This window comes from Candidatus Aramenus sp. CH1 (assembly GCA_022678445.1).
GTDB lineage: Archaea > Thermoproteota > Thermoprotei_A > Sulfolobales > Sulfolobaceae > Aramenus.
Genome location: JALBWU010000008.1, coordinates 57055 through 71280, shown reverse-complemented (window position 1 = coordinate 71280; position 14226 = coordinate 57055). Strand labels below are relative to the sequence as shown.

At 52.2% G+C, this 14226-nt stretch carries 20 protein-coding genes; 11 read left to right on the top strand and 9 right to left on the bottom strand.

Going from position 1 to position 14226, the window contains the following annotated elements:
* Nucleotides 1-36: 36 nt before the first annotated feature.
* Nucleotides 37-1281 (top strand): MFS transporter, encoded by a 1245-nt coding sequence (locus MPF33_08220; GenBank protein MCI2415205.1) that lies wholly within the window; start codon nt 37-39, stop codon nt 1279-1281.
* A gap of 32 nt (nt 1282-1313) precedes the next feature.
* Here the strand turns inward: MPF33_08220 and MPF33_08215 are convergent, their stop codons facing one another.
* Nucleotides 1314-1817, bottom strand: a complete 504-nt coding sequence (locus MPF33_08215; protein MCI2415204.1) for a hypothetical protein — start codon at nt 1815-1817, stop codon at nt 1314-1316.
* A 202-nt stretch (nt 1818-2019) separates the two neighbouring features.
* Here MPF33_08215 and MPF33_08210 point away from each other — a divergent pair, with 202 nt between their 5' ends.
* Nucleotides 2020-2589, top strand: coding sequence for a hypothetical protein (locus tag MPF33_08210; GenBank protein MCI2415203.1), 570 nt, complete (start codon nt 2020-2022; stop codon nt 2587-2589).
* Between the two features lie 14 nt (nt 2590-2603).
* Nucleotides 2604-2936: a hypothetical protein gene (locus MPF33_08205; GenBank protein MCI2415202.1), complete on the top strand. Its 333-nt coding sequence runs from the start codon at nt 2604-2606 to the stop codon at nt 2934-2936.
* On the opposite strand, the gene MPF33_08200 is transcribed toward MPF33_08205, so the two are convergent.
* Nucleotides 2925-3440, bottom strand: a complete 516-nt coding sequence (locus tag MPF33_08200; GenBank protein ID MCI2415201.1) for a TRASH domain-containing protein — start codon at nt 3438-3440, stop codon at nt 2925-2927. The two genes, MPF33_08205 and MPF33_08200, sit on opposite strands and share 12 nt — an antisense overlap.
* Nucleotides 3441-3534: 94 nt before the next feature.
* Here MPF33_08200 and MPF33_08195 point away from each other — a divergent pair, with 94 nt between their 5' ends.
* Nucleotides 3535-3699 carry a YHS domain-containing protein gene (locus MPF33_08195; protein ID MCI2415200.1) on the top strand — a complete coding sequence of 55 codons (165 nt, stop codon included), beginning with the start codon at nt 3535-3537 and terminating at the stop codon, nt 3697-3699.
* A 1-nt stretch (nt 3700) separates the two neighbouring features.
* On the opposite strand, the gene MPF33_08190 is transcribed toward MPF33_08195, so the two are convergent.
* Genes MPF33_08190 through MPF33_08180 form a run of 3 tightly spaced genes read right to left on the bottom strand, consistent with a single transcriptional unit; the run spans nt 3701 to nt 5037 of the window.
* Nucleotides 3701-3955, bottom strand: coding sequence for a hypothetical protein (locus MPF33_08190; protein MCI2415199.1), 255 nt, complete (start codon nt 3953-3955; stop codon nt 3701-3703).
* Between the two features lie 31 nt (nt 3956-3986).
* On the bottom strand, nt 3987-4478 hold the full coding sequence (locus tag MPF33_08185) for a DUF2299 family protein (GenBank protein ID MCI2415198.1): 492 nt from the start codon (nt 4476-4478) through the stop codon (nt 3987-3989).
* A 28-nt stretch (nt 4479-4506) separates the two neighbouring features.
* The gene (locus MPF33_08180; GenBank protein MCI2415197.1) at nt 4507-5037 is read right to left on the bottom strand and encodes a class I SAM-dependent methyltransferase; all 531 of its coding nucleotides are present in this window, start codon (nt 5035-5037) and stop codon (nt 4507-4509) included.
* A gap of 77 nt (nt 5038-5114) precedes the next feature.
* Between MPF33_08180 and MPF33_08175 the strand changes: the two genes are divergently transcribed.
* The 4 genes from MPF33_08175 to MPF33_08160 are packed head-to-tail and all read left to right on the top strand — an operon-like array spanning nt 5115 to nt 8865.
* The gene (locus tag MPF33_08175) at nt 5115-5690 is read left to right on the top strand and encodes a prolyl oligopeptidase family serine peptidase (GenBank protein MCI2415196.1); all 576 of its coding nucleotides are present in this window, start codon (nt 5115-5117) and stop codon (nt 5688-5690) included.
* 21 nt (nt 5691-5711) lie between these two features.
* The gene (locus MPF33_08170) at nt 5712-7055 is read left to right on the top strand and encodes an MFS transporter (GenBank protein ID MCI2415195.1); all 1344 of its coding nucleotides are present in this window, start codon (nt 5712-5714) and stop codon (nt 7053-7055) included.
* 34 nt (nt 7056-7089) lie between these two features.
* Complete coding sequence (locus MPF33_08165) at nt 7090-7401, top strand: hypothetical protein (protein ID MCI2415194.1); 312 nt, start codon at nt 7090-7092, stop codon at nt 7399-7401.
* 57 nt (nt 7402-7458) lie between these two features.
* Entirely contained in the window at nt 7459-8865 is a 1407-nt protein-coding gene (locus MPF33_08160; GenBank protein MCI2415193.1) for a tRNA uridine(34) 5-carboxymethylaminomethyl modification radical SAM/GNAT enzyme Elp3, read from the top strand.
* Here the strand turns inward: MPF33_08160 and thiI are convergent.
* Nucleotides 8858-10234, bottom strand: coding sequence for a tRNA 4-thiouridine(8) synthase ThiI (gene thiI, locus MPF33_08155; GenBank protein ID MCI2415192.1), 1377 nt, complete (start codon nt 10232-10234; stop codon nt 8858-8860). The two genes, MPF33_08160 and thiI, sit on opposite strands and share 8 nt — an antisense overlap.
* A 688-nt stretch (nt 10235-10922) precedes the next feature.
* Between thiI and MPF33_08150 the strand changes: the two genes are divergently transcribed.
* Nucleotides 10923-11807 (top strand): dihydrodipicolinate synthase family protein, encoded by an 885-nt coding sequence (locus MPF33_08150; GenBank protein MCI2415191.1) that lies wholly within the window; start codon nt 10923-10925, stop codon nt 11805-11807.
* On the opposite strand, the gene MPF33_08145 is transcribed toward MPF33_08150, so the two are convergent.
* Nucleotides 11797-12168, bottom strand: a complete 372-nt coding sequence (locus MPF33_08145) for a dehydrogenase (GenBank protein ID MCI2415190.1) — start codon at nt 12166-12168, stop codon at nt 11797-11799. The two genes, MPF33_08150 and MPF33_08145, sit on opposite strands and share 11 nt — an antisense overlap.
* A gap of 216 nt (nt 12169-12384) precedes the next feature.
* Between MPF33_08145 and MPF33_08140 the strand changes: the two genes are divergently transcribed.
* Both MPF33_08140 and MPF33_08135 read left to right on the top strand, forming a co-directional pair.
* Nucleotides 12385-12675: a hypothetical protein gene (locus tag MPF33_08140; protein ID MCI2415189.1), complete on the top strand. Its 291-nt coding sequence runs from the start codon at nt 12385-12387 to the stop codon at nt 12673-12675.
* 15 nt (nt 12676-12690) lie between these two features.
* Nucleotides 12691-12900: a hypothetical protein gene (locus MPF33_08135; GenBank protein MCI2415188.1), complete on the top strand. Its 210-nt coding sequence runs from the start codon at nt 12691-12693 to the stop codon at nt 12898-12900.
* Here MPF33_08135 and MPF33_08130 read toward each other — a convergent pair.
* Together MPF33_08130 and MPF33_08125 are read right to left on the bottom strand one after the other, a co-directional pair.
* Nucleotides 12897-13301, bottom strand: coding sequence for a hypothetical protein (locus tag MPF33_08130; GenBank protein MCI2415187.1), 405 nt, complete (start codon nt 13299-13301; stop codon nt 12897-12899). The two genes, MPF33_08135 and MPF33_08130, sit on opposite strands and share 4 nt — an antisense overlap.
* A 336-nt stretch (nt 13302-13637) precedes the next feature.
* Nucleotides 13638-14105, bottom strand: a complete 468-nt coding sequence (locus MPF33_08125; GenBank protein ID MCI2415186.1) for a zinc ribbon domain-containing protein — start codon at nt 14103-14105, stop codon at nt 13638-13640.
* Nucleotides 14106-14226 lie beyond the last annotated feature (121 nt).

Genomic DNA, 14226 nt, shown 5'->3' with positions numbered 1-14226 from the left:
TTATAATCTTCATAGCTTGTTTAAACACGAATTGATGTGATAAAAAGAGACACGAGGTGGATGTACTCCGCCCTTTTCTTCGGAGTCGCCAGCGGGCCCCTATCTACCTTAGTGACCCTGGAGATCTTGGGCCTTGGCGGGAACTCCATTGACGTTGCCTACGCCATCACCCTATCAAACGTGGTGTTAATACCTGCATCCATGCTCTGGGGGATGATGGCGGACAGGTTCAACTTGAGGAAGCTCATAGTCCTTGGCTTCGTCGCCTCCACCTTGTCCCTCCTGGCAATGTCCTTCTCTAGGACGATAGTGGCGATAACCTCACTGTATGCTCTCTTCACGTTCTTCAGCGTGTCCTACTCTACGCCAATGAACTTGTTGGTGATGGAGACGAGCGAGAAGGCCAAGTGGGCCTACAACTTCTCAAGGCTCTCCATGCTCTCGTCCATAGGTTCCCTCGCTGGGTTCGTGATCTCCACGGTTGCGGTGAACTTTCTCAGGATATTCCAGATATTCCTGGTGCTCACTGGCTTCGGACTCCTGGCAGTGACTACGTCGTTGGTCTACACGCCTAAATCGATCATAGGGATAGAGAGGACGAGCATAGTCCACCACAAGGAGTCCTTCATGACGAGGCTGAAGATGCTCCCCTTAATCTTCCTCCACATACCCTCAATACACCACTTTAAGATGTTCAAGCTCTCCAGGCTTACCAAGAAGCCCATAAACTACCTGCCTCTACTTTACTTGGCAATATTCATATTCTACGTGTCCAGCGGGCTCTTCAACACTGTGTACCCCGTAGGGCTGTACCAAGAGGGATTGGACAAGTCTGTGGTGTTGGGGATAATAACGGAGGGTATGCTAGTGCAGATCGTTTCCTTTCACTTAGCGGGAAAGGTGCTGGAGAAGTTCGACGAGAGAGAAACGGCTTTTAGGGCATTGGTGTTGAGGGGGTCGAGCTATGTGGTTATGGGCGCGTCGACCGTGTTTCCTGAGTTGCTCTTTTCCATCAACGCCGTGTTTTACCCCCTGGCGGCGGGACTAGCCTTCTCCCTGTACTATTCCGCCTCGAACACCTTGATATTCAAGGCAGTCGGGGAGAGGAGGCAGGGGACTGGCTTGGGCGTCTACAGCACTCTAGTGGGGATAGCCCTCTTCTTGGGCTCCCTGCTGTCCGGCTACGTCTCCCACTACCTCAAGTTCGCGACAGACTTCGCCGTAGCTGGTGTCCTCCTCTTCGTTTCTGCGTGGCTGTTCAAGTACATAGAGGAGGGATGACTGAGAAGCAGTATGTGGGCCCGTTGCCTCGCTTACGCTTGCCTCTTCCCAAACCTATCCCTGAAGAACCCTAAGACTCCAACCGCTATCCCCGCTATGAGGAGGGCCATGCCCAAGTACCCAGTCACCTCTATCAGCATTAGACCGCTCTCCGGTATGTAGCCATAAGAGTAGAAGACCCTCTGGGCTTCCGTCTGGTTGTTGGTTATGTTCACCTGCCCCTTGGACGGGTAAACGTAGTAGAAAAACGTTCCGTTCTGGGCGTTTTCAAAGTACTTTGACGACTGGGGGATAGCGACGTGGAGAGGTAAAAAGGAGGAGGTGTTGTAGACGAGAACAAAGATACTGCCGTTACTTTCCCCGTCGTAGGTCACCGCGATAGTCGTGCCGGGGGTGACGTTTAAGTCCCTCAAGTTCCTGGAAAGCTGTGACGCTATGCCGGTCGACTCTTGGTAAGCCAAAAGGGGAGAGACGATGAAGAGCACAAGTAGCCCTGCCACCGCCACCACTATTCCTATCTTAGTTAATTTGTTCATTAGGGAATTAGAGCTCTGCCAAGAGTAAAATACTTTTCCGAAAAAAGGTTTTTCGTTTTGTAATCGTAAAAACTAAATAAAAATTCGGATGTCGTGTTGGAAATTTTTTGGCAAAAACGCGTCTCTCTTGCTTTAGCAAAAGAAAAGTTTCTTAAAGGAATCCTGAAAAGCTTAAATAGAAAATAACATGATTTGAGGTCAAATGGCGAAAGACCTTAAACTGTTGTTCGTGACCGACATACACGGTTCAGAGGTAGTGTTCAGAAAGGCACTAAACGCCTCTAAGATCTACGGCGTAGACTACCTCGTAATTGGAGGAGACCTTGTGGCAAAGAAAGTAGTCCCTGTCGTTAGGCAGGGAAACCAGTTCTTCCACGAGGGAAAGGAGGTCAACGTCGAGGAATTAGTGGAGGAAGGCAAGACTACTGGCTATTACGTGTTCGTGGGGGAGAGGAGCGAGGTAGAGGAATTGTTGGCCAAGCCAGAGGTACAAGAGAAAGTGTACGCCCAGTTTACCACCCAACAAGTGGCAAAGTGGTTGGACATCGCCGAGGAAAAGCTAAAGGGGACCAAGGTCAAGGTCATATGGAGCGTAGGCAACGACGACCCCCTCTACATAGACAAGGCGTTCTCGGAGAGGAGTATCAAGGTGGAGGGGATAGAGGAGGTAGGCGAGGGCAGTAACTCCCTGCAAGTAGTCAGCTACGGCTACGTTAACGAGACCCCCTTCCACTCTTACAGGGAGAAAACGGACACTGAGATATACTTATAAAGGGAAAGGACTACTTGTCGAGGCTAGACCCCTCAAAGGCGATCCTGAACTTCCACGCCCCTCCCTATGACACGAAGCTGGACCAGGCTTTCGTGGATGGAAAGAGGGTACACGTAGGGTCTAGGGCAGTGAGGGATCTAATAAACGAGTATAGACCTCTCCTTGGGCTCCACGGTCACATACACGAATCGTGGGCTACAGACAAGGTAGGTGGCACTGTGGTGGTCAATCCGGGGAGCGAGGCCTACGAGGGAATATTGAGGTTCTCCATAGTTATGGTAGAAAGACAACTTAAGGGCATAGTCGTCAACTACAAGGTCAAGTCAGCTATTGTGCTAACTGGCTGATCTCCTCTGTAGCTTTTCCCTTAACCCCTCGTAGCAAGCCCTACAGCAAGCGTAATACGTCTTCCTCCCCAGCTTATAGGTAATTGGTTCTCCTTCTATTTTCCCTCCACAGTAGTCGCAACGGAGGGACTCCCTCACCACCCTCTTGCCTAGCGTGCGCCCTAGGATTACGGAGAGTGGCCTTGCCCCTTCAAGCTTTTTCTCTATCTCAGAAAGGTCATGCCCCCTCACTATGGAGACGAACTCCCCGGTTATGACCTTGAAGCACTCCTCCGACAGGCAGGAGTCTGAAGTGACCACTGCCACCAGCTCTTCCTCGTTCAGCCTGGCCTCGAACTTCACCCCCTTTTGCTTCAGCGATCTCACTACCCTGGAGATCGTGACTCTGCTTATCCCAAGTTGCTTTGCTATCTTAGAGCCAGGAGTCCTGGCGTCCTCCCTGAGTATCTGGAGTACCCTGTACTCCAAGTCGGTGAGTCTGACCTCATCTGTTTCTTTATCCATGTGGTCTTTATTTCAAGTGGAGGTTATAAGTCGAGGTACTCAGAAACAAGTGGAAACATTAACGCATAATACTGGCGATGTCACCTACTGTCATATGATAGACCCGGTATGCGGAATGGAGGTGGACGAGACCTCTCAGTACAAGACCATGTACAAGGCCAAAGTGTACTACTTCTGCAGTGCCCATTGTAAGAGGGCGTTTGAGAAGGACCCCGAGAGGTACTTGAGGGAAGGGCCAAAGGGAATGCCCACGGAATGACCTACGGGATGAGCTGTTTCCCAAGTTTTTCCTTGATTTTTTCGAAGTTCTCCCTGTCGGTGATTATGACGGAGAGGTAAAACTCGTTTCCGTACTGGTACACCTTGTCCAGCACCTTGTCGATTATCTTGGTCTTCTCCATGCACGAGGTAGCCTTTATCCCAACTAGGACGTACTCGTCTTCATTCTGGAAGGCATAGGCCTCGTCCGCGAACTTGAGGAGCTCCTTGTACCCCTCCTCTAACCACTTTTCCATGACTAACTTGTTCTCGGCAGTCATTAAAAATTCATATATACCTATAGGGCTGAGGTGGAGCCACGTTGCCGAACTTATCGGAGATCTTGAGTATCACGAGTAGGCCAGCGTTCCTCACGACGAAGAAGGAGTTCAAGAACTCGTTTGGCGTCAACAACTCCGATAGGACGAGCCTTGACACTTGGACTATCTGCGGGGTCTCCTGGTTCACTGGGAGGAAGGCGAAGTCCACCCCCATCTTTAGGAGGTCGTACTTCAGCTCGCTCAGGAACTCCCTCCTCTCTTTCTCCTTCATGTCCCTCAAGGCGTTCTGGTGCATTGGGTGGATGCCTATGCCCATGGTGATGACGTAGAACCTCCCCTCAGGCGTCGGCCTTATCACGTTTAGTACTGGTCCCCCTTGGGGAGGGGAAACTACCACGTTGAACGGTTCCTTAGCTTGGGGATGGTTGCTCACGGAGTACCCTAGGGACTGTAGCCATTCCCTTATCTTGTTGTCCATAAACCCTGGTTGCGATTCCATGTAGTAATACATGCTACATGGCTTATATTTACTTCTTGGTCGCAACGCACAAGGTGTTGTTAGGTAGGACTGACCTTACCCTGTAGTTCCTGCACTCCTCCACGGAAAAGCTCTCCTCCCTGAAGAGCCTGCAGAGCTCCCAGGGGAGGAAGAAGTGGTAGAAGCGGTAGACCACCCTCCCGTTTACCCTGGACTTCACCAACGCATTCCTCCTGAAGAGGAACCTCGGTTGGACTAGCCAGACCGTGGCTATTACCTTTCCCCCCTCCTTCAAGGTCCTCTTTGCCTCCTCCAACGCCCTTGAGGGCTCCGGTAAGTGGTGTAAGGACGCTATGTACATGAGCGTAAGGAAGGCGCCCTCCCTGAAGGGCATGTGCTCCATGTCTGCTTGTACTAGGTACTGGCAACCCCTCTTCCTCGCCTCGAGGAGTTGCCTCTCGGCGAAGTCGAGGCACACCACAAACCCCTTCAGCCCTAAACAGTTCTGCCCGGAGCCACAGCCTACGTCGCACGCGGGGAACCCCTCTACCTCTACGCCCAGGGGCCTCCTCCTGTGCACTACTACCTCGTAGGCCTCCTTGGTAAGCTCCTTCTCCTTCACAACAAATATTTACCTCCATCCCGCTTTTTGACTTTATGATCTCCCTAGTACTCCACGGTAAGGGCTCATCCCCGAACAAGGTGACGTGGTTAAGTGACCCCCTCAAGGAGTTCGGGCAGGTCTTGGTACCGCCCTTCGACTACGAGGTGGGGGAGGGGGTTGAGAGGGCGTCAAGCCTCTCCTTCGACTTGATAGCGGGGCACTCAAGGGGAGGAACCATAGCCTTGGTCGTGGGCGCCCTCAAGGGCAAGCCGGTGATAGCAGTCTCCGCCCCCACTGACCGGGTGAAACAGCTCGAGTACCTCTCTACTTTCCCCGAGGGCACGCTACAGCACAGAACCTACCTAGACTTGAGCAAGGTACCTAGGGAGGAACTAGTGAAGTACTCGCCAATAAATTACGCCGACAAGCTCAAGAAGGTTCTGCTCATCCACGGCAAGAACGACGAGGTAGTACTCCCCTCGCACAGCGTTGAGCTATGCGAGAGGGTAAAGGAGAACGGGGGAGACTGCGAGCTCCACCTCCTGGAGATGAGGCACTCCCCTCCAGCCCACGCGTTCAAGGAGATCAAGGAGATAATAGTTAAGTGGGTAAGGATTCAGTTTTATTAACTATGAGTATTTACTAATCATATGAATTACGGCTGGAAGAACGTCATCGTTTCAGGGATGGGCGTCTTCACCGATGGCTACAACCTCTACTCCATTTCCCTCGCTTCCTACTTCATTGTCCTCTCCTTATCGCTGAGCAAACTGGAGCTCGGCGTAATGATAGCTGGGAGCTACTACGGGGCTGCAGTAGCCGCAATAGCCTTTGGTTTCCTGGCAGACAAGCTGGGGAGGAAGAAGCTCTACGGCATAGACGTGACCTTAATGGGGATTGGTGCAATCGCACAGGCCTTTTCCCAGAACTTCCCGGAGCTCCTCGTCTCTAGGCTGATCTTGGGCATGGGGATAGGCGCAGACTACGTCCTCTCGCCGGTAATAGTTGCCGAGAACGCTCCTGCAAAGAGCAGGGGGAAGATGATGGTCATAACCTTTGCCGTTATGTGGGGCCTCGGGGCAGTCCTCGCGGCCTTCGTGGAGCAGGTAGTGCTGATGGTCCACCTTCCATACGACGTCATTTGGAGGCTAGTGTTGGGATTTGGGGCGGTCCCTGCACTGTCGGTGGTCGCCCTGAGGAGGAAGATCTACGAGACCTTGATGTTTCTCTCTAGAGTGAAGCCTGTGAAGGGAGAGCTCAGGAAGGTTGAGAGGGAGCTCGGGCAGCCTGTGAAGGTTGAGAGAGACACGTTGCCCTTCGCCAAGAGGCTAGCCTCTTCCATGGCCTTCATCGTCGCGTCTGCTGTGCTCTGGTTGCTCTACGACATCTACTCCTCCACATTCGCCATTTATGGTCCCATAACCATAGCCCAGAACCTAGGGCTCAGCCCCATAGCCTTCACCTACGTAGCCCAGTTCCTGGCTGGGATACCAGGACAGCTCATATGCATAGCTTTGATAGACAGGATAGGCAGAAGGCCTTTGATAGTAACAGGCTACGCGGGAGTCTCTCTATGGCTCTTCATGTACGCCCTCCTCCTGCTGAAGCCCGGGCTGTTCGGCGTCTCGCTGTACAATGGCGAGCTAGCAGGGTTTGGGGCGGAGCTGGGGTTCACCTTCTACCTCCTCAACTACCTCTTCTCTGCAATGGGCCCTGCGTCTATAATTGGGTCTGCGATGGTAACCCCTGAGCTAGTGCCCACCAAGGTCAGAGGTACCGGCCAGTCCATCACCGTGGGAGTGGACAGACTAGCCGCTGCCCTCAACATATCAGCCTTCCCTGAGCTCGTCAGTAGCTTGGGCCTAGGCTTGATGGTCGGAATTTTCTCCGGAATTGCGTTATTATCAAGTGTAATAACAATACTATTCATCCCAGAGGTAAAGGGCAAGCCCCTAGAGGTCTGGGAGTCGGAGCAGAACAAACAAGGATCCTAGAGCCTTAAAAAGCCTCCAGAGAAAGCCTTGTTCTATGGAGCCGTTCTACTTCAAGTCCTATGAGAGAGTGGTGGGCAAGGCAGGCGACGTAAAGGAGCTCGAGAGGGAGCTAGAGAGGCTCTCCAAGGAGGACTCAGCATGCGTCGAGTGGCACCTAAAGGAGGGGCACATAGTGGCGTGGCTGAACTATATAGGCGAGAGGGGACTAGCGGAGATGCTGAAGGGCGTTACCTCCGCCAAGGAGGCTTTGGCTAGGGTCAGGGAGTACAACGCCATCAAGACCGTGCCCAGCTACCCTGAGTACAAGGCCCAAGGCAAGAGGTCTAAGAGGAGGGCGTGGAGGTAAAGCGGGGCCCAAGTAAATAGAAAACCCTTTTTTCCGTTAAATCCCTACTTTTCGTCAATGCAGGTCAAGAAACCAGTGAGAATGCTGTCAGGGGTGTCAGTTGTCTCTGTCATGACCCACCCCCACAGATGTCCCCATGGCAAGTGCGTCTTCTGCCCCGGGGGAGTTGAGTACAATACACCCCAGAGCTACTACGGCAGGGAGCCTACTCTGATGAGGGCGTTGGAGAACGACTACGACCCCTACAACCAAGTGAGGTCGAGGCTACTCCAGTACGTGGTCAACGGCCACGAGCCTAGCAAGGTTGAGCTGATAGTCATGGGAGGGACCTTCCTGTCAACCCCCTTGGATTACCAGGAATGGTTAATAGCCAACGCCCTTGAGGCCATGAACTCCTTCCCAAAGAGGAAGGAGAGGGAGTTCGTCTACTTGGATGAGGCACAAGAGAGGAACGAGACGGCGAAGGTTAGGTGCGTTGGGATCACGGTGGAGACCAAGCCGGACTGGGGAAAGGAGTGGCACGCGGACCAGATGCTGAGGCTAGGGGTCACCAGGGTGGAGCTAGGAGTCCAGACGGTCTACGACGAGGTGCTCAAGCTCAGTAACAGGGGCCACACGGTTAAGGACTCCATAGAGTCTACTAAGGTGCTAAAGGACTCTGGATTCAAGGTCACATACCACGTGATGCTTGGCCTTCCAGGCTCTGACCCTGATAAGGACTTGGAGGCGATCAAGGAGATCTTCGGGAACCCGCACTTTAGGCCAGACATGCTCAAGATCTACCCCACCCTTGTGGTGGAGACTGCCCCCCTTGTGGAGCTCTGGAGGAGGGGGAAGTACAAGCCATACGACACGGAGACCGTGGTGGAGCTCATCGCTGAGGCCTACAAGTACATACCTAGGTGGGTTAGGATAATGAGGGTGCAGAGGGACATTCCGGCAAACGTGATCCTGGCAGGGAACAGGAAGGGGAACTTGAGGGAGCTGGTGGAGGAGGAGGTAAAGAGGAGGGGGATCAAGATTCAGGAGATAAGGTACAGGGAGGCCGGGATATCTTGGTTGCACAGGGGGCTCCTTCCCTCAAACCCCACGCTGAAGAGGGAGGAGTACGAGGCCAGTGGAGGTACTGAGTTCTTCCTCTCCTTCGAGGACGACAAGGGAGTCCTAGTGGGTTACTTGAGGTTGAGGCTACCCGGCTTTCCACACAGGGAGGAGCTTAAGGGGGCCACTGTAGTGAGGGAGCTCCACGTCTACGGCCCAGAGGTGCCAGTGGGCGCGAAAGATGACTTCGCCTTCCAGCACAAGGGGTACGGCTCCAGGCTCCTAGAGGAGGCTGAAAGGATCTCCAGAGAGGAGCTAGGCGTCAAGAAAATCGCTGTGCTCTCGGGGATTGGGGCGAGGGAGTACTACAGGAAAAAGGGATACGCCAAAGAGGGCTCCTACATGGTCAAGTACCTCAGCTGAGGACGAAGGCTTTTACCCCCATCTTCCTCAGCGACCTCACCAAGTCCACGTTAAACTTGTCACCTCCAGTGAGGAAGACGTAGGTCTTATCGGGGCCGTTCTTGAAGACGAACTCCATCACCTGCCTAGGGGTTAGCCTCACCGCGTTCTCAGCCTTCCCGGTCAAGTCCACCAGCACTGCCCCCTCCGGGAAAACATCAACCTTAAGGCCTTGGAGGTCGGGCTCTTCTTGCTCTCCATATAACTTCACCTCCTTGACCGATCCCAGCACCTCCTCAACTGCGCTCGAGACAACCTTATCTACCTCCTCTATAACGTGGTAGGTGAACTTGGTCTTTGGGTGAAAGGAGAAAACGGAGCAGAACTCTGGTATCTTGCTCGAGTACTCGTAAGTTCCTATATATCTCGCCATTTTCACAATCTCGTCCTTGTCGAAGCCCAACAAGGGCCTCAAGATGGGGAGCAAGATCCCCCTGTTGAGCACCTTGAGGGCCGAGAGAGTCTGGGTGGAGACCTGCCCTAGGGACTCGCCAGTGACTATCCCGCCGTAGCCCTTGGAGGTGCCCAGCTTGTCAGCCAAAAGGTAGAGGGCCCTCTTGAAGGCTATGGGCCAGAGCCTCTTGTCTAGCCCCGTCATGATCCCCTTGGTTATTCTGCTACACTCGGCAAGGAAGAACTTGGGTGTGTAGCCAACACTCCACTCGACGAGCTTCCTCGCCACGCCGAGAACTGCGTTCTTTGTTACCTCGCTTCCCAGATTGCAGTAGAGGAAGTCGACGTAGGCTCCCCTTTTCATTACCATCCACGAGGCCACTGGGGAGTCTATACCACCGGAGAACAGAGCGAACACCCTCCCCTCAGAGCCTAGGGGGAGGCCGCCTGGGCCCTCCAACACTTGATCGTAAAAGTAGGCCTTGTCCTCCCTCACCTCCACGTGAACCTCCACCTCTGGGCTGTCCAAGTTTACTCTGCCGTACTTCACCAGCTTGCTACCTACTGCGTCAGCAACGTCGGAGGAGGAGAAGGGGTGCTGGCCCACCCTCCTAACCCTCACCGCGAACGACCTCCCCTTTACCTCCTCCCTCCAAAGCTCCTCGGCTTTCTCGGCAATCTGGTCGAGGGAGGCGAACTCAAGCTCTTCTGCCGGGCTCACGGACTTGACGCCGAAGACCTTGGTAGAGGACTTGGCCAGACAGTCTACGTTGCCGTAAAGGAATATCCTTCCCTCGCCGTGGACTACCCCTACCTTACCGCACCCCTTTCTCTTCGCGGACGCCAGGAGGTTGTTGATCAGGAGTCTCTCCATCTTCCTCCTGGTGGGAGCACCCTTTATGCCCACCTCGCTGTACCTCACTATGAGGACTTTCATTGGTAGAAAGTGGGATTCCAAAGCTATACGTTTATCTTGGAGGATAAGCAGAGCACCAAGCTAGTAGACTGTGGGGAAGAGCGGGAAAAAGGAGAGGAATTGGCTTTGATTTTCCCGCGGATCCCTTTTCGCGTGTCCAAGCTATAAGGACATGGGAATTCCTTCTTCCGTCGAGACCAGGATTCCACGGGGGTTTACTAAGGGTTCGACCTTTATTGCAATGGATTATTTCTAATTATTTTGTAAAGATTATGAATGACGTCATTGTCCTAAAACCAAGACATGGAATTCGTAAAAATAGTTTATACCTAAACAGCAGGCATTCAGTAGGTCTGGACTATATTGGCGGTCTGTGCAGCAAAGAGACGCAGAAGCCTACACTCTTCGCGGTTCCCCTTACCGGGATTGAGAGTTAGGGGTCCTTAAGTTGAGCCGTCCTCCCCTAAATCGCGACAACCCCATACGTCCTTGACGGTAACGTCAGGTAAACCTTCACTCATTCCAAGCTCCTCCCGGTCGTCCTTATTCTACTTACGCCTCACCTCGTACCAACTAAGCCAGGTAACCTGAGCCATGCGCTGGCAGACTACCCATTTAAGTTACCCAGTTCCCTCTCTGTACGCTACCAATCCTAGACCCGCGCCCTCAGACCACTACTAAATAAAACCCCCGGAGTCGAGATACCAATATGGAGGTAATAGTCCCTATCGTTACTCCGTTCACCCGGGACAACGCGCTCGACAGAGCGAAGCTAAAGGAGCACGCGGAAAACCTAATTGAGAAGGGGATTGACGCGATCTTTCTCAACGGGACCACAGGGATGGGCCCCTCCATCTCTGCCGAGGAGAAGAAGGAGGCCCTCAAGGCCGTATACGATGTCACAGACAAGGTAATATTCCAGCTCGGTGGCCTAAACTTGGACGAGGTCCTCTCCCTGCTCTCCTTCTCAAAGGACTTCTCCGTCCTTGGCGTCGCCTCCTATTCGCCCTACTACTACCCCGGGTTACCCAGCAAGTGGGTGGTAAAGTACTTTAAAGCAATAGTAGAGAAGTCCCCACACCCCGTGTATATCTACAATTACCCTCACGCTACCAACTTCGACGTCACTCCTCAGCTAATCGAGGAGATAGGAGGGGTCACTGGAATAAAGGACACAAACGATGACTTCGTCCATTCCCTACGCTACAAGAGGTTCCCCAACCTCAAGGTGTACAACGGTAGCGACTACCTCACTGTCCAGTCCCTAACTTTCCTCGACGGAACCGTAACTGCTGGTGGTAACTACATGCCGGAGCTCCTTGTCCTCCAGAAGAGGCTGGTATCTCAGGGGAAGGTGGGAGAGGCATTCCAGGTCCAAGAGACTTTCTACAGGTTCCTAGACCTAGCCAGGAAGTATGGTATGATGGCCTCCCACTACGTCCTAGTCAAGGAACTCCAAGGGTATGACGTGGGCTACCCGAGGCCCCCTATCTTCCCCCTTACCCAGGAAGAGGTGGAGGGGATAACAAGGGAGGTGAGGGAGCTGAAAAAGGAGTACTTATACCTTCTAGACAAGTATGGAGTCACTTCATAGCCTTCATCATCTTTTCCCTGGTCTTCTCGTCTAGGCTTTGTAACGCGGTGGCTAGGAGCCTTTGATCCCTGTCCCTGAGCTCCTTTGGCAGTTGAGATACTGCCTGCATTCTCACCTTTAGGAAACTTGAGAGCACGTTGTCTTGCAGGCCTGAGGCCAGCTTTATGTTAGTCCTGCACAAGTTTAAGTATTCCTCGTCTGTGGCCTTCTCAGCCATGTACTTTATCATCTCCCTCATTGCCTCAACCTTTTGCCTCTCGTCCATGGACATGAGCTGGGAGAACAGCTTTGACATGACTTCTTCCCTTTCCTTGTCGTTTAGTCTACTCACTTGTATCAAGTCTGGGAGTGGAGATTGCATAAATTAAAAAAGGAAAAACAAGTTAAAATACTTTAATCAAGTTTCTTATTTTGATCAATAAAATCATCTTTCGATTAATAAAGCCTCCAATATATCTATAGTGTGTACAAAGTTTTCAGTCAAGAGGATATGACCGAAGTAAAACTCAAGGGAGAAATATTAACCCGGCTTTAAGTAACGTTATTAACTAGTTCGACCAATATAATCATTGGAAACATGCAGATTGAACAGCTTAGTATAAACCAGCTGAAACGCCTTGTGAAGCAGGCTGTGTACAACCTCAGTGTCGCAGCCCTACTAGAGAAGGGAGAAGTGAAGAAGGACCTGCTGGCGGTGAGGGACGAGATGAGGTATTTCCTAAAGAAGCTAGCTAAGGGAAACGCCTCCCTGTTGGAGGTCTACTCGGAGCTGGGGTTCACCTTGATCTCAATAGCAATCTTGAAGATGGAGTCGCGAAACAAGAAAGTGAAGGATATACTCACCTCTGTAGAGGAGAGCTTTTACTGACTCCTGGTGGTGGAGTTGGACGTCTTAGTGGAGTCGGTAAGTAAAGAGGGTGAAGAGGTAGTAGTCAAGGGCGAGGTACCTGCTAGGTGTGCAGTTGGCTATTACCACGTAGAGATAAGAGTGAGAGGAGGGAGGCTGGTTTCCTCCTCATGCGAGTGCGGTTCAGATCTCTGTCCTCACGCGGTTAAGCTCTTCCTGAGGTACAGGGGGAGGATGTCAAGTTAGTCGGTTAGCTTGAAAAGTACAGATATAGCTCTGACGAGCTCCCTATAAGTGGAGATAAGCCTCTCCGATAACTCGGAGAGTATGCCTATACTGACGCTTGTGGCCACCAGGGCGTAGCACTTATCCTCCACGAAGTAGAGGCCAAACATGGGGTTCAAGTGAGAAAAGGGGGCAGCCTCCTTCATGTTCTTAACCCTCTTTATGGATGCAACAATAGACTCCACAGAGTAGCAGGGGATCCGACGCATCACGTAAAAGTTCAGCCTATTTCCTAAGAGCTCCACGTGGGAGTTCTCGTCGATATAGAGCTTAAATCCAGTCTCGGTCTTTTTCACTCCTCTGACCTTGATCCCAGCGACCATGAACGTCTCAACGATGCCGTTTACTGCTTTCTCGTCCACGGTTAAGTATATTCGAGATATCTTTTATTTATTCATATTCATTTCTTCTTCGTCCTTGACCACGCTCATCCTCACAAGCTTATAAGTCCTCTGGTCCTCCATTAGGTGGGCGTAGCTCTTGATCATCCAGACTAGGATCTGCCTAGCTGACTCCTAGGTGAATGCTGAAACTATTACGTCGTCGGGCTCCGCGCGGAACCTCATGGAATAGACTATCAATTGACCTGCGACCTCCGCTTCTCTACAGTATCTAGTAATTTCATCTTCCTTGTTATGACTTTGCTCTCAACCTATCCTTATGAGCATTAAATTGAAGAAAATGAGGAACTTATTGCGTCATGCTAGCCTGTAACCGCAGTTGGCGCAGAACTTGGATGTGGGCGGGTTAACGAAACCGCATTGGGGACACTTAACCCCCTGCTGTGGCTGTGCAGGCTGGGGATACTGGGGAGCTGGCTGGTACTGGGTGGCTTGGTAGGGGAGGTCGAAGAGGCCGTCGTTTATCTCCTTGTCTATCTGGGTAAATAGCCTGTGGTTTACGAGCTCCCTGCCTAGGGGGCCTATGTGCTCCTCCTCTACTATTATCCTAAAGTCGTAGGGGTATCCCGTCACCCTTACTATCACCTGCTCCGCGTGGTGGAAGTGTCCCTTCTTTATCGCCCTTATGAGGAAGTCCTGCATACCCCCCATTGGAGGGGCCATGGGTTGCATGGTGCTTTCCCAGCCTTCGCTGAGGAGGAGGTTGTTTATCTCCTGTGCCAAAGCTTGCAAGTTCACGTTCCTGCCAGAGTAAGTCTTCTGCATAGGGTATCACTTACATTTTCGAGAGTGGCTAAAAAACTTAAACTTTTCAATTCTAATCATAGTGTTAAGGACGCGAGAATAAAGACTATCGCGTGTTGTGCCTACTTACATCGTCGTGGGG

Coding starts and splice junctions, on each gene's coding strand:
- MPF33_08210 (MCI2415203.1), top strand. CDS start 2,020: ATGGCGAAAGACCTTAAACTGTTGTTCGTGACCGACATACACGGTTCA.
- MPF33_08185 (MCI2415198.1), bottom strand. CDS start 4,478: ATGGAATCGCAACCAGGGTTTATGGACAACAAGATAAGGGAATGGCTA.
- MPF33_08150 (MCI2415191.1), top strand. CDS start 10,923: ATGGAGGTAATAGTCCCTATCGTTACTCCGTTCACCCGGGACAACGCG.
- MPF33_08125 (MCI2415186.1), bottom strand. CDS start 14,105: ATGCAGAAGACTTACTCTGGCAGGAACGTGAACTTGCAAGCTTTGGCA.
- MPF33_08200 (MCI2415201.1), bottom strand. CDS start 3,440: ATGGATAAAGAAACAGATGAGGTCAGACTCACCGACTTGGAGTACAGG.
- MPF33_08190 (MCI2415199.1), bottom strand. CDS start 3,955: ATGGAAAAGTGGTTAGAGGAGGGGTACAAGGAGCTCCTCAAGTTCGCG.
- MPF33_08175 (MCI2415196.1), top strand. CDS start 5,115: ATGATCTCCCTAGTACTCCACGGTAAGGGCTCATCCCCGAACAAGGTG.
- MPF33_08165 (MCI2415194.1), top strand. CDS start 7,090: ATGGAGCCGTTCTACTTCAAGTCCTATGAGAGAGTGGTGGGCAAGGCA.
- MPF33_08160 (MCI2415193.1), top strand. CDS start 7,459: ATGCAGGTCAAGAAACCAGTGAGAATGCTGTCAGGGGTGTCAGTTGTC.
- MPF33_08215 (MCI2415204.1), bottom strand. CDS start 1,817: ATGAACAAATTAACTAAGATAGGAATAGTGGTGGCGGTGGCAGGGCTA.
- MPF33_08145 (MCI2415190.1), bottom strand. CDS start 12,168: ATGCAATCTCCACTCCCAGACTTGATACAAGTGAGTAGACTAAACGAC.
- MPF33_08195 (MCI2415200.1), top strand. CDS start 3,535: ATGATAGACCCGGTATGCGGAATGGAGGTGGACGAGACCTCTCAGTAC.
- MPF33_08140 (MCI2415189.1), top strand. CDS start 12,385: ATGCAGATTGAACAGCTTAGTATAAACCAGCTGAAACGCCTTGTGAAG.
- MPF33_08170 (MCI2415195.1), top strand. CDS start 5,712: ATGAATTACGGCTGGAAGAACGTCATCGTTTCAGGGATGGGCGTCTTC.
- thiI (MCI2415192.1), bottom strand. CDS start 10,234: ATGAAAGTCCTCATAGTGAGGTACAGCGAGGTGGGCATAAAGGGTGCT.